Source organism: Massilia sp. HP4, from assembly GCF_005222695.1.
Lineage (GTDB): Bacteria > Pseudomonadota > Gammaproteobacteria > Burkholderiales > Burkholderiaceae_D > Telluria.
Genome location: NZ_STGG01000035.1, coordinates 55,557 through 77,032 on the forward strand (window position 1 = coordinate 55,557; position 21,476 = coordinate 77,032).

17 protein-coding genes are annotated in these 21,476 nt (G+C 69.4%); 5 read left to right on the top strand and 12 right to left on the bottom strand.

Features of this window, described 5'->3' with window-relative positions; all coding sequences use genetic code 11:
• Entirely contained in the window at positions 1-1,143 is a 1,143-nt protein-coding gene (locus E8M83_RS13010; RefSeq protein WP_137173773.1) for a glycerate kinase, read from the top strand.
• Here the strand turns inward: E8M83_RS13010 and E8M83_RS13015 are convergent.
• Entirely contained in the window at positions 1,140-1,616 is a 477-nt protein-coding gene (locus E8M83_RS13015) for an Lrp/AsnC family transcriptional regulator (RefSeq protein WP_137173774.1), read from the bottom strand. The two genes, E8M83_RS13010 and E8M83_RS13015, sit on opposite strands and share 4 nt — an antisense overlap.
• Positions 1,617-1,702: 86 nt before the next feature.
• On the opposite strand from E8M83_RS13015, the gene ilvB reads away from it, so the two are divergent.
• The 3 genes from ilvB (at position 1,703) to E8M83_RS13030 (ending at position 8,257) form a co-directional block, all read left to right on the top strand.
• Positions 1,703-3,460, top strand: coding sequence for a biosynthetic-type acetolactate synthase large subunit (gene ilvB / locus E8M83_RS13020; RefSeq protein WP_137173775.1), 1,758 nt, complete (start codon positions 1,703-1,705; stop codon positions 3,458-3,460).
• A gap of 79 nt (positions 3,461-3,539) precedes the next feature.
• A complete protein-coding gene (locus tag E8M83_RS13025) occupies positions 3,540-5,645 on the top strand; it encodes a TonB-dependent siderophore receptor (protein WP_137173776.1) in 2,106 nt (701 codons plus the stop codon).
• On the top strand, positions 5,642-8,257 hold the full coding sequence (locus E8M83_RS13030; RefSeq protein WP_229491512.1) for a sulfite reductase flavoprotein subunit alpha: 2,616 nt from the start codon (positions 5,642-5,644) through the stop codon (positions 8,255-8,257). The genes E8M83_RS13025 and E8M83_RS13030 overlap by 4 nt, the downstream gene beginning before the upstream one ends.
• A 3-nt stretch (positions 8,258-8,260) precedes the next feature.
• Here E8M83_RS13030 and E8M83_RS13035 read toward each other — a convergent pair whose 3' ends face one another.
• The 11 genes from E8M83_RS13035 to E8M83_RS13085 form a co-directional block, all read right to left on the bottom strand.
• Positions 8,261-9,049, bottom strand: a complete 789-nt coding sequence (locus E8M83_RS13035) for a cysteine hydrolase (RefSeq protein WP_137173777.1) — start codon at positions 9,047-9,049, stop codon at positions 8,261-8,263.
• A gap of 136 nt (positions 9,050-9,185) precedes the next feature.
• Complete coding sequence (locus E8M83_RS13040) at positions 9,186-9,446, bottom strand: DUF2818 family protein (RefSeq protein ID WP_137173778.1); 261 nt, start codon at positions 9,444-9,446, stop codon at positions 9,186-9,188.
• A 9-nt stretch (positions 9,447-9,455) separates the two neighbouring features.
• Complete coding sequence (gene ccsB / locus E8M83_RS13045; protein ID WP_137173779.1) at positions 9,456-10,604, bottom strand: c-type cytochrome biogenesis protein CcsB; 1,149 nt, start codon at positions 10,602-10,604, stop codon at positions 9,456-9,458.
• Complete coding sequence (locus E8M83_RS13050) at positions 10,579-12,471, bottom strand: cytochrome c biogenesis protein ResB (protein WP_137173780.1); 1,893 nt, start codon at positions 12,469-12,471, stop codon at positions 10,579-10,581. The genes ccsB and E8M83_RS13050 overlap by 26 nt, the downstream gene beginning before the upstream one ends.
• On the bottom strand, positions 12,468-15,578 hold the full coding sequence (locus E8M83_RS13055; protein ID WP_137173781.1) for an efflux RND transporter permease subunit: 3,111 nt from the start codon (positions 15,576-15,578) through the stop codon (positions 12,468-12,470). Before E8M83_RS13055 ends, E8M83_RS13050 begins: the two co-directional genes overlap by 4 nt.
• The gene (locus E8M83_RS13060; protein ID WP_137173782.1) at positions 15,575-16,960 is read right to left on the bottom strand and encodes an efflux RND transporter periplasmic adaptor subunit; all 1,386 of its coding nucleotides are present in this window, start codon (positions 16,958-16,960) and stop codon (positions 15,575-15,577) included. Before E8M83_RS13060 ends, E8M83_RS13055 begins: the two co-directional genes overlap by 4 nt.
• A gap of 60 nt (positions 16,961-17,020) precedes the next feature.
• Complete coding sequence (locus tag E8M83_RS13065) at positions 17,021-17,950, bottom strand: multicopper oxidase domain-containing protein (RefSeq protein WP_137173783.1); 930 nt, start codon at positions 17,948-17,950, stop codon at positions 17,021-17,023.
• A gap of 20 nt (positions 17,951-17,970) precedes the next feature.
• On the bottom strand, positions 17,971-18,360 hold the full coding sequence (locus tag E8M83_RS13070; RefSeq protein ID WP_206077452.1) for a cytochrome c: 390 nt from the start codon (positions 18,358-18,360) through the stop codon (positions 17,971-17,973).
• Complete coding sequence (locus E8M83_RS13075; RefSeq protein WP_137173784.1) at positions 18,357-19,046, bottom strand: cytochrome c family protein; 690 nt, start codon at positions 19,044-19,046, stop codon at positions 18,357-18,359. The genes E8M83_RS13070 and E8M83_RS13075 overlap by 4 nt, the downstream gene beginning before the upstream one ends.
• Positions 19,047-19,057: 11 nt before the next feature.
• Complete coding sequence (locus tag E8M83_RS13080; protein WP_137173785.1) at positions 19,058-20,098, bottom strand: multicopper oxidase domain-containing protein; 1,041 nt, start codon at positions 20,096-20,098, stop codon at positions 19,058-19,060.
• A 134-nt stretch (positions 20,099-20,232) separates the two neighbouring features.
• Entirely contained in the window at positions 20,233-20,703 is a 471-nt protein-coding gene (locus E8M83_RS13085; RefSeq protein WP_137173786.1) for an Rrf2 family transcriptional regulator, read from the bottom strand.
• Between the two features lie 181 nt (positions 20,704-20,884).
• On the opposite strand from E8M83_RS13085, the gene E8M83_RS13090 reads away from it, so the two are divergent.
• A complete protein-coding gene (locus E8M83_RS13090) occupies positions 20,885-21,475 on the top strand; it encodes a nitroreductase family protein (protein ID WP_137173787.1) in 591 nt (196 codons plus the stop codon).
• Position 21,476: the final 1 nt, after the last annotated feature.

Here is a 21,476-nt window from a genome sequence, read left to right on the forward strand (position 1 = left end):
ATGAAAATCGTCATTGCACCCGATTCATTCAAGGAAAGCCTGTCGGCGCTGGAAGCCGCGAGCGCCATCGAGGCCGGATTTCGCGAGATCTTCCCCAACGCGATCTACGTGAAAGTGCCGGTGGCCGACGGCGGTGAAGGCACGGTGGACGCCATGATCGCCGCCACCGACGGCCGCCTGGTGACACTGCAGGCCACCGGCCCGCTGGGCCGCCCGGTCGAGGCCTTCTATGGCCTGACCGGCGACGAGTCGACCGCGGTGATCGAGATGGCGGCCGCCAGCGGGCTCGAACTCGTGGCGCCCGGCGAGCGCGACCCGTTGCGGGCCACGAGCCGCGGCACCGGTGAACTGATCCGCGCCGCGCTCGATGCCGGCGCGCGCCGCTTCATCCTCGGCGTGGGCGGCAGCGCCACCAATGACGGCGGGGCGGGGATGCTGCAGGCGCTGGGCGTCGGCTTGCTCGACGAGCTAGGCGAGCAGCTGGCGCCGGGCGGCGGCGCGCTGGCGCGGCTGGCCAGCATCGACGTGTCCCGCCTCGATCCGCGCGTCAACGACTGCGTGTTCGAGGTCGCCTGCGACGTCAGCAATCCGCTGGTGGGGCCAAGGGGCGCGTCCGCGATCTTCGGACCGCAAAAAGGCGCCACCCCGGAGATGGTGCAGCAGCTCGACGCCAACCTGCGCCATTACGCCGGCGTGATCGCGCGCGACCTGGGCCAGGATGTGGCCGAGGTCCCGGGCGCGGGTGCCGGCGGCGGCATTGCGGCGGCGATGCTGGTGTTCCTGGAAGGGCGCCTGCGTCCCGGCAGCGAGATCGTGGCCGATGCCGTGGGCCTGGACGACACCGTGCGCGACGCCGACCTGGTCGTCACCGGCGAGGGCCGGATCGACAGCCAGACCGTCAACGGCAAGACACCGATCGGCGTGGCGCGCGTGGCCGGACGCCATGGCAAGCCGGTGATCGCCATTGGCGGCTGCCTGGCCAACGACGCCAGCGCGGTGCATGCCCACGGCATCGCGGCGACCTTCAGCACCGTCATGAAGGCGGAGACGGTGGCCGAGGTACTGGCCGGCGCGCAGGTCAACCTGCAGAGCGCGGCGCGCAATATCGCGGCCGCGGTCAAGCTGGGCATGGACCTGCGCTAAGCAATCAAGGGCGTATCGACCTTCTTCAGGGTGCGCAGCACGAAGCTCGACTTGCTGTGGCGGATGCCGGGAATCTTGTACAGGCGTTCGCGCAGCAGGCGTTCGTAGTCGCGCGTGTCCTTGACGGCGATGCGCAGGAAGTAATCGTAGTCGCCCGAGATCAGCGAGGCCTCGAGCACCTCGGGGATCGATTCGAGTGCGCGTCCGAATTCGTACAAAGTCTCCTCGCTGTGGCTGTCCAGGGTGACCTGGACGATCAGCGTGTCGTGGTAGCCCAGGCTGGGCAGGTCGACCTTGACGGTATAGCCCTGCAAGGCCCCGCAATCGCTCATGCGCCTGATCCGGTTCCAGCACGAGGTGGTCGACAGGCCGACCGTGGCGCTGATCTCCTGCAGCGGCGTGCGCGAGTCGCGCAGCAGGATGCCCAGGATGGCGAGATCGGTCGCATCGAAAGATTTTTTGTCGGTTGTCATCTTTGGTGAAAAGTATTCAGGTAACTAGCCAATTCTAGCGGAAAATATGAAGCACTTTCATCTCTTGAGTCGATAGACTTCAAGGCATGAAACCACATCCCGAATTCCTTCCGCCGCCAGCCGGCCAGATCGCGCTCACCGGCGCCGGCCTGCTGCTCGACACCCTGGTCGCCTGCGGCGTCGACACCGTGTTCGGCTATCCCGGCGGCGCGGTGCTGCCCCTGTACGATGCGCTGGCACAGGACGGGCGCCTGCGCCACGTGCTGGTGCGCCACGAGCAGGCCGCCGTCCATGCGGCCCAGGGTTATGCGCGCTCGACCGGCCGGCTGGGCGTCGTGTTCGTGACCTCGGGGCCGGGCATCGCCAACACCACCTCGGGCCTGCTCGACGCCCTGAGCGATTCGATTCCCGTCCTGTGCATCAGCGGCCAGGTCGCAACCGCCTCGATCGGCACCGATGCCTTCCAGGAGTGCGATGCGCTGGGCATCTCGCGCACCGTCACCAAGTGGAATACGCAGGTACGGGCCACGCGCGACATCGTCGCCACGATCCGGCGCGCCGTGGCCGAGGCCACCGAAGGCCGGCCGGGCCCGGTGCTGGTCGACGTGCCCAAGGATATCCAGGCGCGGGCCGTGGAGGCGGCCGATTTCGGGCGCCAGCTCAAGCCGGCTCCGCAGCTGCGCGCCGCGGGCGAAGACCTGGACGGCCTGGATGCCGCCGCGCTGCTCATCCGCCATGCACGGCGCCCGGTATTCTATGGCGGCGGTGGATTGATCAATGCGGGCCTGGACGCCTGCGCCGCCTTCACCCGCCTGGTGCGCTGGAAGGATGCGCCGTGTACGCTCACCTTGATGGGCCTCGGCGCCTTCCCGGCCTCGGACCGGCGCTGGCTCGGCATGCTCGGCATGCATGGCACGCTGGAGGCCAACCTGGCGATGCATGGCGCCGACCTGGTCGTGTGCGTCGGCGCGCGTTTCGACGATCGGGTGACCGGGCGGATGGCCGATTTCTGTCCCGATGCGAAGATCGTCCACGTCGACATCGACCCGCGCTCGATCGGCAAGGTAGTGGCGGCCGACGTCGGCCTGCGCGGCGATTGCGGCGCGGTGCTGCGCGGCCTGCTGGACCGGCTTGGCGGCCTGCGCGCCGATCCGGCCCTGGTCATGGACTGGTGGCGCACGATCGGGGCCTGGCGCGCCGAACGCTGCCTGGAGTTCGCTGCCTCGGCCTCGACGATCATCCCGCAGCAACTGATGTCCACGCTGGCAGGCCGCCTGGCGGGCCGCAACGCGATCGTCTCGACCGACGTCGGCCAGCACCAGATGTGGGCCGCGCAGTACCTCGGCTTCGATGCGCCGCGCCGCTGGCTGACCTCGGGCGGGGCGGGCACCATGGGCTATGGATTGCCGGCCGCGATCGGCGCCCAGATCGCCCATCCCGATGCGCTGGTCGTGTGCGTGAGCGGCGACGCTTCGGTGCTGATGAATATCCAGGAGCTGTCGACCGCCGTGCAGCACCGCTGTCCGGTCAAGCTGGTCCTGTCGAACAACGGCTGCATGGGCATGGTGCGCCAGTGGCAGGAGCTGCACCACGGCGGGCGCTATAGCCACAGCTATTCCGAAGCCTTGCCCGACTTCGTGGCGCTGGCGCGCGCCTTCGGCTGGGAAGCGAAGAGGGTGGAGCATGCCGGCGAACTGGAACAGGGCATGGACGCCTGCCTGGCGTCGGACAAGCCCTTCCTGCTCGACGTCGCGGTGGCGCAGTCCGAGAACTGCTTTCCGATGATGCCCGCAGGGCGCGGCCATCACGAGATCATGCTGGGCAAGGACCGCTGGTACCGGTAGCGCGGCTAGGTAATTGTTCGTATTGAAAATGATTCTCATTCTCGATATGATGCGGGATTGTTCATGAAACCTGCATGCCATGCCGCCGTCCCTTGCCCTGCGCCCGCTCCTGGCCGTCCTTGCCCTGTCCCAGGCCTGTCCCGTGTTCGCTGCCCCGCAGGAGCGCGATGAACAGGACATGCAGGCGGTGCGGGTCACCGCCACCCGAGCCCAGGGCTTCATGCCGAACACGGTCGAAGCAGGGAGCTTTCGCGGCTCGGACGTCATGGACGTGCCTTCCACCGTCAATGTGATCACGCGCGAGGTGCTCGAGCTGCAGGCCGCCGCCGGCCTGTACGATGCGCTGCGCAACACCGCCGGCGTCACCCGCCAGCAGAACGGCGGCGACACCTGGGACCAGCTGGTCATCCGCGGCATCGCGGTCGAGAACCGCACCAACTACCGCCTCAACGGCTCGCTGCCGCTGATGAACTTCGGCCAGGTCTCGATGGAGAATAAAGAACGGGTCGAAGTGCTCAAGGGCGCCACCGCCCTGTACTACGGCTTTACTTCGCCGGCCGGCGTGGTCAATTTCGTCACCAAGCGCGCCGGCAGTACGCCGGTCAATACGGTGGGCCTCAGCCTGGACGACAACGGCAGCGCCGTGGCCACGGCCGACGTGGCGCGCCGCTTCGGCCAGCGCCAGGAATTCGGCGTGCGCATCAATGCCGCCGGCGGCACGCTCGGTTCGCATCTCGATGGCGTCGGCAACGGCAATCGCGGCTTTGCTTCCGCCGCCCTCGACTGGCGCCTGAACGAGCGCGTGCGCGTGCGCGCCGACCTCGAGTACGACAAGCGCCGCGTGACCGAGCAGGCCGGCATCAACCTGCCGCAGGTGGTCGGTGGCGTGATCGCCTTGCCGCGCGCGGTCGACCCGCGCGGCCTCGTCGGCCCGGACTGGGCGCGCTTCGAGACGCATGCGCGCAACGCCCAGCTGCGCGCCGACATCGCCCTGAACCAGGACTGGGCCCTGACCCTGGAGGCGGGCCACGCCGAGACGAAGCGCGACCGCAGCCTGCCGATCTTCCGCTTCGACAATGCCGCCAGCGTCGCCACCGGCGCCGGCCGCATCACCGGCAACCTGCAGCACGCGGATGTGGACTCGGACATGCTGCGCGCCGAACTGGCCGGGCGCTTTTCCAGCGGCGCACTGAGCCACGACCTGACCATCGGCGTGAGCGGCACCGACAAGGGCCAGGCGCCGGTCTACCAATCCAACTACACGATCCCCGCGCAGAACTTGTATGACCCGGTCCCGATCCGCAATACCAGTTTCGGCGCGGTGCCGACCCGGCCGACCACCGCCGCCCTCGACAGCCGCGACAAGGGCCTGTACCTGGTCGACCGCATCCAGCTGGGCCAGTGGCAGCTGATCGGCGGCGTGCGCCGGGTCGACTATGAGAGCAGCCAGGGCGCCAACCGCTACGACGTGAGCGAGACCACGCCGATGGCGGCCGTGATCTGGCGCGCCCGCGACGACATCTCGCTGTATGCCTCGATGGCCGAAGGGCTCGAAGAAGGCGAGGCGGCGCCCGCCGGCAGCGCCAACGAGGGCACCCGCATGGCGCCCGGCATCAGCAAGCAGAAGGAGATCGGCGCGCGCTGGCGCACGGGCGGCGGCTTCTTGACCCAGCTCGCGCTGTTCGACATCGACCGCCCCGGCTATTACACCAATGCCGCGAACGTGTTCACCGCCGACGGCGAGCAGCGCTATCGCGGCATCGAGCTGTCGGCCCAGGGGCGGCTGACCCGGAACCTCTCGTGGCAGGGTTCGGCCCAGGTGCTCGATCCCGAGTTTCGCGACATCGGTCCGGCCTACGACGGCAAGCTGCCCGAGAACGCCGCGCGCCGCACCGCCAGCAGTTTCCTGGCCTACGACCTCGATGCGGTGCCGGGCCTGTCGCTCACGCTCGGCGCCTACCATACGGGCAGGCGACCGGTGAATGACCTGAACCAGGCCTGGCTGGGCGGTGTCACCCTGTTCAGCGTAGGCGGCCGCTACGCCGGGCAGATGTTCGGCAAGCGCGCCACCTGGCAGCTCAATGTCGATAACGCGGGCGACAAGCAGTACTGGGCGGGGGCCGGCACGCGTCTCTCGGCCGGCCTGCCGCGCCTGGTGAAGCTGTCGATGAAGGTGGAACTGTGAGCGCCGGCGCAATGCTCGAGCGGTCCGAGCCGGTAACGTTGGCGACGCCGGTGCCAGTGCCGGCGCCGGACGTGCGGCGCTGGCGCTTGCCGACGCTGCGCGAGGTCTGGTTCCAGCTGCACTGGTTCGTCGGCATCACGGCCGGCACCCTGCTGGCGTTGATCGGCCTGACCGGCGCCATCCTCGCCTTCGAAGACGAGATCGTCGAAGCGATCAATCCCGGCGTATCGAGCGTGCCGGTAGAAGCGCGGCCGCTGCTCGGTCGCGCGCAGCTCATGCAGGCCGCCCAGCAGGCCCACCCCGGCGCGCGCGTGGCCAGCCTTTCTTTCAAGGCCGAGCCCGGCAGCAGCGTCAGCCTGCGCTTTGCCGCGCCGCCCGGCGAGCGGCGCGGCCTCGAAGTCCACATCCACCCCTATAGCGGCGCGCTGCTGCCGGCGGTGCGCGGCGAAGCCGTGTTCCACTTCGTCGACTCGCTGCACCGCTGGCTGCTGCTGCCGCGCGCCCCGGGCCGCATCGTGCTCGGCATCCTGGCCTTGTGCCTGGTGGGCCTGGCGCTCAGCGGCCTGTACCTGCGCTGGCCGCGCAAGAAGGATTGGCGCAGCTGGCTGACCTTCAACACGAAGCTGCGCGGCCGCTCCTTCCTGTGGGCGCTGCATGCGATCGCGGGCACCTGGGCGCTGGTCGCCTACCTGGTCGTGGCCGGCACCGGCATCTACTGGAGCTTCGACATCGTGCGCGGCACCTTGCAGGACTGGGCCGCCACGCCGCCTGCCCAGCCGCGCGAGGGCAAGCCGGCCAGGACGGGGCGCAATGCGGCTGGCGGCGGCATCGACCCGGCCTGGCAGGGCTTCGTGGCCAGGGCCCCCGGCTGGTCGAACGCGACCATCCGCCTCCCGGAACGCGGCGGCGGCGCCTACCAGCTGACCTGGGTGGCGCAGGATGCGCCGCACGACCGCGCCCGCAACCGCATGGCGCTGGGCGGCGACGGCGCCCTGCTCAAGGACGAGCGTCATGCCGGGATGACGACCGGCCAGCGTGCGCTCACCACCATCCGTCCGCTACATACCGGCACCTATTTCGGCCTGCCGGGGCGGATCGTCATGATGCTCGCCAGCCTGGCCTTGCCCGGCTTTGCGGTCACCGGCTGGATGCTGTACCTGGGCCGCCGGCGCCAGAAACGGGCCCTGGCACGCGAGCGCGCCCTGGCCGCCGATGCCAATGCCAGCGCCCACGGCGCGCCGATCGTGGTGGCCTTTGCCACCCAGGGCGGCCAGGCCGAACGGATTGCGCTGCACAGCGCCGGCGCCTTGCGCGCCGGCGGCCGTGCGGTCGACCTGCGCCCCGTGTCGGCGCTGGCGCCGGGCGACCTGGCCGGCTACGAGAACGCGCTGTTCGTGGCCAGCACCTTCGGCGAAGGCGAAGCGCCCGACTCCGCGCGCCGCTTCGGGCGCGAGCTGGCGGCGCAGCAGGCCGGCCTGGCCGGCTGCCGCTTCGCGGTGCTGGCGCTGGGCGACCGCAACTATGCCCAGTTCTGCGGCCATGGCCATGCGCTCGAGCGCCGCCTGCGGGCGCTGGGCGCCGCGCCGCTGTTCCCGCTGATCGAGGTCGACCAGGGCGACGTGGCGGCGCTCGGGCGCTGGATGCATGCGCTGGGTGAGCTTGGCGCCGCCGGGGGCGAGCTGCCGCTGGCCGGGCAGGGCGCGCCGTTCTCGGATTGGGTGCTCGGTGCGCGCCAACTGCTCAACCACGGCAGCCTGGGCGCGCCACTCTACGAGATCAGGCTACTGGCCGGCCCGGACGCTTGCTGGCAGCCGGGCGACCTGGTCGAGATCGCGGCGCCCCATGCGCCTGCGGCGATCGCCGCCTGGCTGGCCGCCAGCGGCCTGGATGGCGACGCGCTCGTGGAATGGCAAGGCAAGCGCCAGCCCCTGCTCGAGGCGCTGGCCTGGAGCGAACTGCCGGGCGCCGGCCACCGCTTCGCGTCGCCCCAGGAATGCGCCGCCACGCTCAAGGCGTCGGCGCCGCGCCGCTATTCCATCGCCAGCGTGCAGGAGGATGGCGCGATCGAGTTGCTGGTGCGCCAGCAGCGTCACGAACAGGGCCTGGGCCTGGCGTCGGGCTGGCTGACCGAGCACCTCGCCATCGGCCAGGCGGTGCGCGCGCGGCTGGTCGCCAATCCGGGCTTCCATGCGCCCGACGACGACCGCCCCTGCATCTACATCGGCAACGGCTCGGGCATGGCGGGCCTGCGCAGTCATCTGCGCGGCCGCGCCAGCCTGGGGCGGGCCCGCAACTGGCTGCTGTTCGGCGAGCGCCAGCGCGAGGTCGACAGGCTGTGCGGCGCCGAGCTCGCGGTGCTGCGGGCCGAAGGCATGCTGCCCGAACTCGACCTGGCGTTCTCGCGCGACCCCGCGCCCGAATACGTCCAGGACCGGCTGCACGCGCGCGCCGACCTGCTGCGCCAGTGGGTCGACGACGGCGCCACGATCCACGTCTGCGGCAGCTTGCAGGGCATGGCCGGCGCGGTGGACGAGGCGCTGGCCGCCATCCTGGGCCGGCCCGAGCTCGAGCGCCTGATCGAGACGGGGCGCTACCGGCGCGACGTCTATTAAGGTTTATTTGCCGGCCTGCAGGCGCTGTACGGTCTGCTCGGTGGTCCACAGCGCATTGGCGATATAGCGGTAGTTGACCAGTGCGCTGGCATAGCCGTCGCCTTCCGGCGTCTTGGGACCGGCGACCGCGTCGCGCACCACGGCCACCTCGAAGCCGCGTTCGAGGAATTCGCGCAGGTGCGATTCCACGCACAGGTTCGACAGCATGCCGGCCAGGATGATCTTGTCCACGCCTTGCTTGCGCAGCTGGAGCATCAGGTCGTTCGACTGCGGCCCGTACAACTTGTGCGGCGAGGCGACGATGGTCTTGCCATCCTCGATATATGGCTTGAACTCGGGCATGAAGTCGGCGCCGGAACCGCGGAAGCCGTCCAGGCTCAGGGCGCTCGGGCGGTCGAAGATCTTGATCTTGTGCTGGAAGATCTCGGCCGGGCCACCATGCTTCCATGCGTGGTCGTGCGGGTAGTAATAGTGCGGTGAGATCGAGACCACGATGCCGGCTGCCTTCGACGCCTTGAACAGCTTGCCCAGGTTGGGCACCAGGTTCTGCTCGGTGACGCTCTCGCCGACCACGCTCCAGCCCGCGCCCTTGGCGCTCATGAAGTCGATCTGCGGATCGATCACGACCAGCGCGGTGCGCTTCAGGTCGAGCTGCATGCCGGGATCGGGCAGGGCCGGCTTGGCCGGATCGGCATAGGCTTTCGGGATCTGGGCGGCAGCGCCGCCCGCCAGGACGGCGCTGGCCAGGACGCCGGCGAGCAGGCGGCCGATGGTGGATGAGTACTTGGACATGAAAGTTCTCCTTGTGTGTGGACCTCCATTACATTCCTTCGGCCAGGCAGCCGCCACACCAGATATGGGGGGACAAAAGTCTGCCTCATATCCTATCGTGCAAGTGACCTAAAGCGTGGTAATCTGGTGTTTTGGGTCATCGCAAATAGCGCCAGACGATGCCGGGAAAGCCGGCCACGGCGAACAGCGCCAGCGTGACCGGCCACAATTCCCAGGCCGTGACCGGCGCATGGCCGCCGCTGCGCAGCGCCAATTGCGCACCGCCGACCCACAGCGCATAAGCGCCAAGGGCTAGAGCCAGGCGCCATGGAAACCGCCAACGCGGCGTGAGCCACGGCAGGTTGGCCAGCAGCGCGCCCAGCGCCAGGTGGAGGGCAGGAATCAGTTCGGCAGACATCGTCGTCTCCTAAAGCGAGCCATAGGAGTGCAGGCCGGACAAGAACATATTCACCCCGATAAACGCGAACAGCGTGATGCAGAATCCCGCCAGCGACCACCAGGCCAGCGCCTTGCCACTGATCTGCCGCACCAGGCGGGCATGCAGCCAGGCCGCGTAGTTGAGCCATACGACCAGGGCCCAGGTCTCTTTCGGATCCCACGACCAGTAGCCGCCCCAGGCCTCGGCCGCCCACAACGCGCCGAGGATGGTGGCGATCGTGAAGAACACGAAGCCGAGCGCGCTGCTGCGGTAGCACAATTCGTCGAGCCAGCGCCGCGATGGCAGGCGCGCCGCCAGCGCGGGGATCCCGGCCAGCAGCCAGGCGGCGCCCGTCGCCGCGGCGATCGAGAACGCGCCGTAGCCGATGAAATTGGCCGGCACGTGCAGCTTCATCCACCACGACTGCAATGCGGGAATCAAGGGCTGGATCTCGTGCGCGCCGCGGCCGTAGACGAACACGAAGGCCACTGCGGCGCTCACCGGCAGCATGGCGAACAGGCCGAGCTGGCGGTTGCCCGAGCGGTGCTCGAGATGCAGGTACAGCAGCGTCGTCAAGAAGCAGAACAGCACGAATACCTCGTACAGGTTCGACACCGGAATGTGGCCGATGCCGTCGCCCAGTAGATAGGATTCGTGCCAGCGCACCAAGAGGCCGAGCAGGCCGGCGGCGCTGCCGATCCAGGCTGCGCAAGCCCCGCGCCGCAGCCAGGCGCCGGACGCCTTCCACCAGCCGATCGCGTACAGCAGGGTGGCGGTCCAGAACGAGAGTCCCATCCACAGGATGGCGCTCTGGCTGGACAGGAAGTGGCGCAGCAAGAAAGCCTCTTCGGCGCGCGCCGGGTCGCCGCGGTACAGCGCGACCGCGCCGACGACCAGCAGGCCGCAGCTCGCGCCCAGCACTTGCAGTGCGCGCCAGCGCAGCGCCAGCACGCACAGCGAGACGGCGCTGCAGCCGAGGATGGCGAGATCGTATTCGTCCAGGGCGGCGCGGTGGCGCACCAGGACATAGCCGACGGCGCCGGCCACGAGGGCAAGGAACAGGCCGTCGGCCAGGCGCCGCGGCAGGCGGGGAGGAGTGGCAAGCCGGCCCTCAGGCGCGGACAGGATGGTGGACATGGGACACCTCGATGAGCAGGAGTTGGTCGATGGCCGCCCGATGGGCGGTGAATTCGTCGTCCAGCACGGGGCTGGGACGGTTGGCATCAAGCGCCAGCAGCAGGGCATGGCCGTCGTAGTGCAGCCACAGGCGGCGTTCGCGGATGAAGGTCATGGCGATCACGCCCAGGCCGAGCAGCGCTGCGCCGAGATACACCAGGCCCGCGCCCGGCGCGCGCGTGACCTGTATTACCGAGGCCTGGACCTGGGTATAGCCTTCCAGTTCGGCCGGCGCGGTCAGTTGCATGGCGCTTGCCTCGCTGTAGGCCAGCAGGCTGTCGTCCAGCAGCGCGCGCGGCATGTCGGGCGCCAGGCGGGCGGCGGCGTGGCGCAGCAGGTCCAGCACCAGGCCGGCGCCGCCTTCGGGCGCGGCTTGTACCATCTGCGCGATGCCCGGCAGGCCGTCTTCGGCATAGCGGGCCAGCAGGTGTTCGGCGCTGGCGCGCAAGGTGGCGGCCAGGCGCCGGTCCTGGCTCGAGGAAGCCACCGCCGCCGCAGCGGCGGCGCGCGCGGCCGGGTCATTCAGTGCCGCGCTCCAGGCGCGGTAGCCGTCCAGCGTGCCTTCGGCATCGGCCGGCAGGCGCAGGTACTGCATCTCCGCCGCGCCGACAGTGCGGCGGCCGAACACGAACCAGCGCTTGCCCTCGATCTCGAACGGCTTCTGGTACGACAGCCATTCCTGGGCCTGCCCCTGGCGGTCGCGCACGCGCAGCAGCACCGAGGGGCCGACGTCGATGCTGCGCTCGCCCGGCCGCGCCAGGCGGCGCCAGCTGGCCGGCAGCGACTCGCGCGCCAGCACATTGACGGTGCGCAGCTCGACCGGCTCGAGCGTGACCGGCTCGTCGCCCACCAGCAGCGCCGCCTGCTGGCCGATGCGCAGCCGCTGGACCCCGCCGCCGAGGCGCAGCGCGACGGTGCTGCCGCCGTCGTCGAAGCCCGACTGGTACAAGGTCACGCCGTCATGGCTGGCCGGCTGGTTCACGCGCAGGGTGAGCGGGATCACCCGCTCGCCGTCGCGGATCTCGATCTCGCTGGCGAAGTCGCGCGGCTGGCCATTGGCATGCTGCTCCAGGCTGAAGCGCTTGAGGCGGACCTCGAACGGCAGCGGCTGCACCAAGTAGCCGTCGCCCGCGGCCAGGATCGCGCTGTCGGCCGCGCCGCCTTCGGGCACGGTCAGCATGGCGCGGTACGAGCCGCCGCCGGGCGCCAGCCGCGCCGCAAGCGGGGCATCCTGCGGCGCCAGGTGCAGCGGGGCCGGCGCCGCCTCGCCGCGCCACAGCCGCCATTGCAGCGGCAGGTTGCCGTCGACCAGGCCGCCGACGCAGATCAGCACCATGGCACCATGCACCAGCACATAGCCGGCGCGGCGGCCCACGCCGCGCCTGGCGGCCAGCACCCAGCCGCCGTCGACAGCTTCGTGGCGCAGCGCGAAACCGGCGCCGGCGAGCAGGGTGCGCAGCGCCGGATGGGCGGCGCTGGCGCTCACCCGGTCCAGCGGCCAGGCCGCATGGTGCGGCACCCGGAGCAGGCTGGCGCGGCTGCGCTGGGCGCGAAAGCTCCGCATCTCGCGCCACATGGCCGGCGTGCGCTGCCACAGGCACAGGGAGGTGGACGTCGCCATGAAGCCGAGCAGGGCCAGGAACCAGGGCGCGTGGTACACGTCCATCAGGCCGGCCAGGCGGAACAGCGCGGTCCAGTGCGCGCCATAGCGGCCCACATACTCGGCGGTTGGCTGGTTCTGGGCCAGTACCGAACCGATGGTGGCGGCCAGCGCCACCACGCACAGCACGGCGACCGCAAAGCGCATCGAGCGCAGCAGGGCGATCATGGACGACTCCGGTTTCTCTTGACCTGGCCGGCCATGGCCAGGCGGTAGACCGCCGGGATCACCAGCAGCGAGAACAGCGGGGCGGTCAGCATGCCGCCGATCATGGGCGCGGCGATGCGCTGCATGACGTCGGCGCCGGCCGCGTCGGACAGCATCACGGGCACCAGGCCGCCCAGGATCACGGCCACCGTCATCGCCTTGGGCCGCAGGCGCAGCACGGCGCCGGCCACCAGCGCGCGGTAGGGGCGGCGCGGATCCGCAGCCAGCGCATGGTCGAGGTAGAGCAGCATCACGATGCCGAATTCGGCGGCCACCCCGGCCAGCGCGATCAGGCCCACCACCACCGCCACCGACAGCTGGAAGCCCAGCAGCCAGGTCAGCCACAGGCCGCCGGTGGCGGCGAACGGCAGGCTGGCCAGCACCAGCGCCACCTTCGCGCCGCTGCGCAAATGCAGTTGCAGCAGGCCCGCCACCAGGGCCAGGGTCAGGAGGCTGGCGCCCCACAGGCGCAGCTTGCCGTCCCTGAACTGCAGGTACTGGCCCTGCCAGTGCACGGTATAGCCGGGCGGCAGGCGCAGCGCGGCGTCGAGCAGCGGCTCGGCCGCCGCCAGGAAGCGTCCGGCGTCGCTCGAGGCGACATCGACATAGACATAGGCCACCGGGCGTCCGTTCTCGCTCTTGATCTCGGTGGGGCCGTCGGTCACGGCGAGGCGCGCCACCTGCGACAGCTGCAGCTGCACGCCGCCAGGCGCCTCGAGACGGATGCCCGCCAGGGCGGTCGGGTCCTGGCGCTGCGCCAGCGGATAACGCAGCAGCACCGGATAGCGTTCGCGGCCCTTGATGATGGTGTCGATGGTGTTGCCGCCCACCGCCGCCGCCACCGCATCCTGGATCTCGGTCACGGCCAGGCCGTAGCGGGCGGCGGCGGCGCGGTCGATGTCGACCGCCAGGTAGCGCCCGGAGCCGACGCGGTCGGCGAATACCGAGCGTGCGCCCGGCACCGTGCGCAGCAGGCGCTCTGCGGCGCGCGCCTGTTGGTCCAGCACCGCCAGGTCGGGACCGCCGATCTTGATCCCGAGTTCGCTGCGGATGCCGGTCGACAGCATGTCGATCCGGGTCTTGATCGGGTAGCCCCAGGCATTGGTCAGGCCCGGGATGCGCAGCGCCGCGTCGAGCTTCTCGACCAGCGCCGCCTGGCTGGGGGCCGAGCCGGCTGGCCACTGGTCGCGCGGCTTGAGCAAGATCGTGGTTTCCAGCATCGACAGCGGCGCCGGGTCGGTCGCGCTCTCGGCGCGCCCGGCCTTGCCGAAGACCTGGGCCACCTCGGGCATGGCGCGGATGATGCGGTCGGTCGCCGCCAGCAGCCGCGCCGCCTCGTCGGCACCGATGCCGGGCATGGTGGTCGGCATGTACAGCAGCTCGCCTTCGTCGAGCGGCGGCATGAACTCGGAACCCAGGCGCGCCAGGGGCAGCGCGCTCGAGGCCAGCACCGCCAGCGCAAGTGCGATCGCCGCGCGCGGCCGGCGCAGGGCGGCGCCGAGCAGCGGCCGGTACAGGCGCTGGAGAAAACGGTTGAGCGGATTGGCGTTTTCTGGCGGCAGGCGGCCGCGGATCAGGTAGCCCATCAGCACCGGCGTGAGCGTCACCGCCAGCATGGCGCTGGCCGCCATCGCATAGGTCTTGGTATAGGCCAGCGGCGCGAACAGGCGCAGCTCCTGGCCCTGCAGGGTAAACACCGGCAGGAACGAGACCGTGATGATCAACAGCGAGAAGAACAGGGCGGGGCCCACCTCGATCGCCGACTGGCGCACCAGCGGCCAGATCGCGGCGCCCCTGGGCGGCTGGTCGAGACGCTCGAGGTGGCGGTGCATGTTCTCTATCATCACGATCGCGGCATCGACCATGGCGCCGACCGCGATCGCGATCCCACCCAGCGACATGATATTGGCCGATACGCCCTGCAGGCGCATGACCCACAGCGCGGCCAGGATCCCGAGCGGCAGGGTGACGATGGCCACCAGCGCCGAGCGCAGGCGGAACAGGAACACGCCGCAGATCAGCGCCACCACGATCGATTCCTCGACCAGCTTGCCGCGCAGGGTGGCGATGGCGCGCTCGATCAGGCCGGCCCGGTCGTAGGTGGTGACGATCTCGACCCCGGGCGGCAGGGTCTTGGCCAGCGCATCGAGGCGGGCACGCACCGCATGCGCCACCTCGAGCGCGTTGGCGCCGTGGCGCATCACGACCACCGCCGCGGCGACATCCTCGCGGCCATCGAGGTCGGCGATGCCGCGCCGCGGGGCCGGGCCGGTGCCGACCTGGGCCAGTTGGTGCAGCGGGATGAAACGCTCGCCGGCCGCCACGCCCACCTGGGCCAGGTCGGCCACGCCTTCCAGGCGGCCGTCCATGCGCAGCAGGTATTCGGCGCCCCCCAGCTGCAGCGGCGCGCCGCCGCTGGCGCGATTGGCGCCGCGCACGGCGGCGGCTACCTGTTCCAGGCCCACGCCGTGGGCCGCCAGGCGCGCCGGATCGACCTCGATCTGGAACTGGCGCGCTTGCCCCCCGATGGCGGCCACCTCGGACACGCCGGGCACGCCCTGCAGCTCGAGCTTCAGGTGGAAGTCCTGGAGTGCGCGCAGGCGTTCCGGCCCCAGCCTGCCAGTGCGGTCGCGCAGCGCGTATTGATAGACCCAGCCGATGCCCGAGGCGTCCGGGCCGAGGCGCGGCATGGCGTCCGGCGGCAGCTGCCCGCGGGCCTGGGCCAGCACTTCCTGGACCCGGGTCCGGGCCCAGTACAGGTCGGTGCCGTCGTGGAAGATCAGGTAGACGAAGGATTCGCCGAACATCGAAAAGCCGCGCACGGCGCGCGTGCCGGGCACCGCCAGCAGGGCGGCGGCAAGGGGATAAGTGACCTGGTCCTCGACCAGCTGCGGCGCCTGCCCAGGGTAGTCGGTGTTGACGATGACCTGGACGTCGGACAGGTCGGGCAGGGCGTCCAGCGGCAGCCGCTGCAGCGAGACGATCCCGCCAAACAGCAGCGCGACGCTGGCGGCCAGCACCAGCAGGCGGTGGCGCAGCGACCAGTCGATGAGAGAAGCGACGCTCATGGCATGCTCCCGCCATGCTGGTGGCCGTGACCCGCATGCGAAGCCGGGGCTGCCGGGGTGGCCGGGGCGGCCGGGACCGATGGCGGCGTGCGGCAGATGTCCGGGTCGTCGAGGCTCATGGGCAGCATCGATGGATCGGGCCGCGCATTGGCCTGCAGCGCCAGCGCGCCGTCGAGCAAGAATTGCGCGCGCACCGCGACCCGCTCGCCGGCCTTGAGGCCAGACACCACGGCGATCGCTTCGTCGGATTCGATGCCGGTCTCGATCGCGACCCGCTCGAAATGGTTGTCGGGCGCGGCGCGCAGCACGTAGTCGCCGGCGCCGGTGCGGATCAGGGCTTCGCGCGGGATGCTGAGGCCATGCTGGCTGCGGGTCTCGATGGTGGCGTCGGCGAAGGCGCCGGGCGCGAACGCCGCGCCATGGCCGCTCACTGCCACGCGCACGCGCGCGGTGCGGCTGCCGGGATCGATCTGCACGGTCGACAGGTCGAGCCGTGCCTCGGCCACGGCGCCACGCTCGATCGTCGAGCGCAGCCGCACCCGGTCGCCATCCCTGAGCCAGGCCAGCTGGTCGGGGAACAGGGTCAGTTCGGCCCACAGGCGGCGGTTGTCGGCGTAGGCCAGGATCTGCTGCATCGGCGTCACGTAGCCGCCGGCGCGGGCGCCGATCGCGGTCACCACGCCGTCGCGCAGGGCGCGCACCGGCACCACCTCGATGATGCGGCGGCCGCGTTCGAGTTCCTCGACCAGTTCCTCGTCCATGCCGGCCGCGATCAGGCGAGCGCGATTGCGGAAGCGCTCCTTGGCCAGGCTGCCGGCCATCGCATTGGTGGCGCCGCCCATTCCGCCGTCGGTCGACAGCAGGGCGTCCTTGCGCACCAGCAGGTCGATGTACTCGCGCTGGCGCTGCTGCAATTCGGGGGAGTAGATCTCGTACAGCACCTGGCCGCGCCGGATGCGGTCGCCGACGCCGCGCGCCTGCATGCTGCGCAGCCAGCCCTCGACCGTGGGATTGACCTCGACCACGGCGCTGTCATCAAGCGCGATGCTGGCATACGCGTGGATGGTGCGCGCCAGCGGGCCGCTGGCGACGACCGCCGTTTCCAGCCCCATGCTGCGCTGGGCCTCGGGCGCCACGTGCACGCCGTCGCCGGCAGGGCCCATGGTCATCGGCGCCGCGCCGACCTTCACCAGGGTCATATTGCAGATCGGGCAGTTGCCGGGCTTGGGCAGGCGCAGGTGCGAATGCATGCCGCAGGTGTACAGCGCGCCCGCGGCCTGCGCGGGGCCGGCGCCGCGGCGGGTCCAGGCGTAGCCGCCCGCCGCGCCGCCGGCGGCGACCAGCGCCAGGCCGGCGATGAAGGATCGGCGTGACAGTGCCATCTCGTGCTCCTTTGGAAAAGGGCGGGCCTTGCGGCCCACCCTCCTGGCGAATTGAAGCGCTTAGCGCACCAGGATGTTTTCGCCGCGACCCATCTTCGGATCGGCGTCGTTGGTGAACTGCAGGATCGCGATGCCGCCGGTGAGGGCCTGGCGCATCGAGTGGGTCACCAGCGCGTTGGCGCCTTCGACCGGCGAGATGATGTCGAACGACGAGGCGTCGCCCGGGCCCACCACATAGCTCTGCAGGCCGTGCAGCTGGTTCTTCGGATTGCCGCTCGGGTAGACGCGGTCCCAGATGCCGGCGATCGCGTGGAACGAGGCGAATTCGTTCGCGCCGGCATTGATGAAGTGGATGCGTACGCGCTCGCCCGGCTTGGCCTGCAGCATGCGGGTGGCGGCCGGATCGTGCACCGGGTCGTACTTGAAGATGCCGCCGTTGAACAGGATGTTGGTCCATTTGTTGTCCATCATCTCGGCCTGGTTGTCCGGGTTCTGGTACAGCTCGGACTGGATCAGCACGTATTCGCGGTCGGCCTTCGGCATCGCCTTCTTGTCCTTCGGCTCGACGATGATCGCGCCATACATGCCGCGCGCGATGTGCTGGATCATCGGATCGGCGCCGCAGTGGTAGTAGAAGATGCCCGGATAGTCGGCGCGGAAGGTGTAGCTGCCTTTCTCGCCCGGCTTGACCTGCTCGAAGTCCTTGACCACGTCGACCCGCGCCGCGTGGAAGTCCATCGAGTGCGAGTTCTTGCTCGACTTGTCGTTGTACAGCGTGAATTCGACGATATCGCCTTCTTCCACGTGGACCACGGGGCCGGGCACCATGCCGTCGAAGGTCCAGGAGCGGTACATCGTGCCCTTGTTGTCGATCGGCGTTTCGACTTCCTTGGCGGTCATGCTGACCTTGACGGTCTTGGCCTGCGCGGCCATCGGTGCCAACAGCGCCAGGGCGAGGCCGAGAGCGATGCAAAGTGAGGTTTGTTTCATGGTGTTTCCCTGTTATGGATTTATTTGGCGCCGCTCTTGCTGACGAAGCGCAGGTAGGTCACGAGTTCGTTGATCTGTTCGTCGTTCAGTACTCCTTCCCATTTAGGCATCAATACGGATTTGCTCACCGCCAGGCCGCCGCCCTTGATCGCCTTGAACAGGGTCTCGTCGGGGGTGTCGCCCATGGCCTTGGTGTCGGTGTGGTCGCGCGGCTTGACCGCCATCGCGGCGCTGTTGATGCCGTTGCCGTCGCGGTTGATGCCGTGGCACTGGACGCAATAGGTGTCGTACAGCTTGACGGCGCGCGGGTTCGGTTCGGCAGCGCGGGCAGGCGACAGTGCGCCGGCCAGCATGAGCGCGAGCGCGAGTGTGGGCACGAGGCGGGGGAGCGTGATAGGCGTGCGCATCATTTCTTCTCCTGGTTCTTCAACGTGGACATGTAGCTGGTCAGCTTCTGCATGTCGGCGTCGGTCAGGCCGAGCGTCGGCATCCAGGTGTGCGGGTCGAAGCGCTGCGGATCCTTCATATAGGCCAGCATGAAGTCGGGCTGCAGGCGCGCGCCGGCGCTGTACAGTTCGGGCCCGGACAGCGGCGCATCGCCCGGCTTGGCGGCGTGGCACGAGGTGCAGCCGCGCAGCTTGGAGAACAGCATCGAGGCCATCGAGCCGCCCGGTTCGCCCTTGTGGGCGCCTGGTGTGACCAGGCCGTCGGGCTTGAGGGCCATCAGCAGTTCGGCCGCGGCCTTGGCGTCGGCCGCCGACAGTTTCGGATGCGGCGCGACCTTGGCCGCGTCGATGGTGTCGACCGCGCGGTCGGCGCCGGCCTTCACGGCGTGCAGGAACATGGCGCCGCCGGGGCGGATCGTGGTCGGGTTCTGCAGCCAGGCCACCAGCCACTCCTGGTTGAACTTGGCGCCGGCGTAGTACAGGTCGGGGCCCTTGCGTTCGAGGATGCGCTCGAGCGAGGCTTTCTCTGGCTTGGCGATCGCGTGGCAGGCCACGCATTGCTGCGACAGCAGGTCGGCCGAGTGGGCCGCGCCGGGGAGCAGGGTGAAGGCGAGGGCGGCCAGGATGGCGCGCAGGGAAGTCGTGTTCATCTCATTTCTCCTTACTGGACCGCCTGGCCCTTGAAGCCATCGTGCATATAAATGCCCGGACCCTTGCGCAGCGAATCCTCGTAGTAGAAGTTCGGCTCGAACTTCTTGTTCTTCCACTCGTAGAAGTCGGGCTTCTTGATCTCGGTGTACTCGAGCACGCTCATGATCCCGCCCATCGGACGGTCGCCGTTCATGGTGTGCGTGTCGACGTGGTCGTGCAGCATCCACAGGCCGGGATTGTCGGCAGTGAAGATCACGTCGTAGCGTTCGCCCGGCGCGACCGCGATGGTGTCGGCCTTGTAGGGCGCCGGCAGCGGGAAGCCATCCTTGAAGGCGACCGTCATCACGTGGCCGTGCAGGTGGATGCTGTGGACCTTGTCGCCGGAGCCGATCAGACGCAGGCGCACCACGTCGCCCTTGGTCACGCGCATCGGCTGGTTGTCGGGGTAGGACTTGCCGTTGATGGTGAAGTAGTCGAAGACGTCGCCCGGCACGCCACCGAAGCCCGGTTTGTTGGCCCACTTCGAATCCCAGTCCGAGAACATCAGGATGAAGTCCTTGGTGACGGTCTTCTCGAGCGCGGTCGGCTTCTTCGGCTTGACGATGAAGGGCCCCCACATGCCGCGCAGGGCGACGTGCTCGTTGACGTTGACGTGGCAGTGGTACCACATGGTGCCCGAAGGATCGGCGGTGAACTTGTAGGTGAAGGACTCGCCGGGGGCGATGTTCGGCTGGGTCACGCCCGGCACCCCGTCCATCTGCCAGGTCCCTTTCTGCACCATGCCATGCCAATGGATGGTATGCGGCAGCGCGGTGACGTTATTGACGGTGACTTCGACCTGGTCGCCTTCGTCGACATAGAACAGCGGGCCCGGCACCTGGCCCTGGAAGGCGAAGGTATGGAACTGCTGCTTCTCGACCAGCGTGATGCGGGTGTCCTCGATATTCATCTCGAACTTGCGCTCGGCCGCGAACGCGGCGCTCCCGGCCAGGGCGCCGATCGCAAGCAGGGCGGCGGCGGCGCCGCGCCAGCCGCGTGTGGTGGCATGCATGGTGTTCTCCTTAAAAATGTATTTCAAATGCAGCTTTAGATTCAAAAAAAATACCGGTAACGGCGTCTTGGTTTGAACATGCATATTGTATGTACCTTATTACCTGTTCGCAATGTTCCTCGGCCTGTTGCAGGCTATCGCTCTTGGGAGATGGGCAGCAGGTGGATGATGCGCTGTGGTGCTATCGGTGGCGCGAACTGGGCCGATGCGGTCAGCAGCGAGGCCAGCGTGTGGCGGTCGAGCTCGTCGAGATACGCGTCGGTGGCGCGCGCCAGGACATGCTTCAGGCCGCAGGCCGGCCCCATCGCACAGTTGCTCCCGCCGCTGCCGAAGCACTCGGCCATGTGGAAATCGGCTTCGGCCACGCGCACGACTTCGCCGATCCGGATGCCGGCGGCGGGGCGGCCCAGGCGAAAGCCGCCCTTGCGCCCGCGCACGGTCTCGACGAAGCCGGCCTGGCCGAGCGCGCACACCACCTTCATCAAGTGGTTCTTCGAAATCCGGTGCAGGTCGGCCATCTCCTGGATGGTGAACTGGGTGCCGTCGTTGGCGGCCAGGTGCAGCAGCACGCGCAGCGTGTAGTCGGTGAACGAAGTCAGGCGCATGGTGACGATCAGAAGATATATTTACAATCTATCTTATCTTGGCCTTGCCCCAAGTCAAGCAAACCGGCGCCAGCTTGCGCCTTTCTCCTCCCTCTGGCGGAGGCGCGGGGCCCCGGTCCATCCGTTCGGCCTAGGTCGCACGGCGCCTGCAGGGTAGCGCCGCCCTCGTTATACTGCGCGCATGACGATCCCCCAACCAGGCGCCCACGCCGATTTCCAGACCCTAGTGGCGGCGCGCCGCAATTTCACGCTGCGGCGCCTGCACGCGCCCGGGCCCGACCGCGAAGCGCTCGACCGCATCGTCGAAGCGGCCGCCCACGCGCCCGACCATGGCCTGTTGCGGCCGTGGCGCTTCGTGCTGATCCCGCAGGCGCGGCGCGGCGACCTGGGCGAGGTGTTCTCGGCGGCCCTGGCCGAGCGCGATCCCGGCTGCGACGAGGAAGCGCTGGCCACCGCGCGCGACAAGGCCTTTCGCGCGCCCTGCCTGCTGGTAGCGGTATTGCGCGACGATGCTGGAGCCAAGACGATACCGGTGGCCGAAAAGCTGGTGTCGCTCGGCTGCGCGCTCCAGAACCTGCTGCTGGCGGCTGGCGCCGCCGGTTTCGCGACCGGCCTGGCCAGCGGTGCCGCGATGGACGCCGCGGGCATGCGGCGCCTGCTGCGCCTCGCGTCCCATGAAAGCGCGATCTGCTTCATCGGTATCGGCACCGCGGCAATGGAAAAACCGCCGCGCCCGAGGCCGGACGCGGCGGATTACCTGAGCAGCATCTAGG

Coding starts and splice junctions, on each gene's coding strand:
- E8M83_RS13050 (WP_137173780.1), bottom strand. CDS start 12,471: ATGATCGCCCTGCTGCGCTCGATGCGCTTTGCGGTCGCCGTGCTGTGC.
- E8M83_RS13065 (WP_137173783.1), bottom strand. CDS start 17,950: ATGAAACAAACCTCACTTTGCATCGCTCTCGGCCTCGCCCTGGCGCTG.
- E8M83_RS13090 (WP_137173787.1), top strand. CDS start 20,885: ATGACGATCCCCCAACCAGGCGCCCACGCCGATTTCCAGACCCTAGTG.
- E8M83_RS13015 (WP_137173774.1), bottom strand. CDS start 1,616: ATGACAACCGACAAAAAATCTTTCGATGCGACCGATCTCGCCATCCTG.
- E8M83_RS13025 (WP_137173776.1), top strand. CDS start 3,540: ATGCCGCCGTCCCTTGCCCTGCGCCCGCTCCTGGCCGTCCTTGCCCTG.
- ccsB (WP_137173779.1), bottom strand. CDS start 10,604: ATGTCCACCATCCTGTCCGCGCCTGAGGGCCGGCTTGCCACTCCTCCC.
- ilvB (WP_137173775.1), top strand. CDS start 1,703: ATGAAACCACATCCCGAATTCCTTCCGCCGCCAGCCGGCCAGATCGCG.
- E8M83_RS13080 (WP_137173785.1), bottom strand. CDS start 20,098: ATGCATGCCACCACACGCGGCTGGCGCGGCGCCGCCGCCGCCCTGCTT.
- E8M83_RS13055 (WP_137173781.1), bottom strand. CDS start 15,578: ATGAGCGTCGCTTCTCTCATCGACTGGTCGCTGCGCCACCGCCTGCTG.
- E8M83_RS13060 (WP_137173782.1), bottom strand. CDS start 16,960: ATGGCACTGTCACGCCGATCCTTCATCGCCGGCCTGGCGCTGGTCGCC.
- E8M83_RS13040 (WP_137173778.1), bottom strand. CDS start 9,446: ATGTCTGCCGAACTGATTCCTGCCCTCCACCTGGCGCTGGGCGCGCTG.
- E8M83_RS13010 (WP_137173773.1), top strand. CDS start 1: ATGAAAATCGTCATTGCACCCGATTCATTCAAGGAAAGCCTGTCGGCG.
- E8M83_RS13035 (WP_137173777.1), bottom strand. CDS start 9,049: ATGTCCAAGTACTCATCCACCATCGGCCGCCTGCTCGCCGGCGTCCTG.
- E8M83_RS13070 (WP_206077452.1), bottom strand. CDS start 18,360: ATGATGCGCACGCCTATCACGCTCCCCCGCCTCGTGCCCACACTCGCG.
- E8M83_RS13075 (WP_137173784.1), bottom strand. CDS start 19,046: ATGAACACGACTTCCCTGCGCGCCATCCTGGCCGCCCTCGCCTTCACC.
- E8M83_RS13085 (WP_137173786.1), bottom strand. CDS start 20,703: ATGCGCCTGACTTCGTTCACCGACTACACGCTGCGCGTGCTGCTGCAC.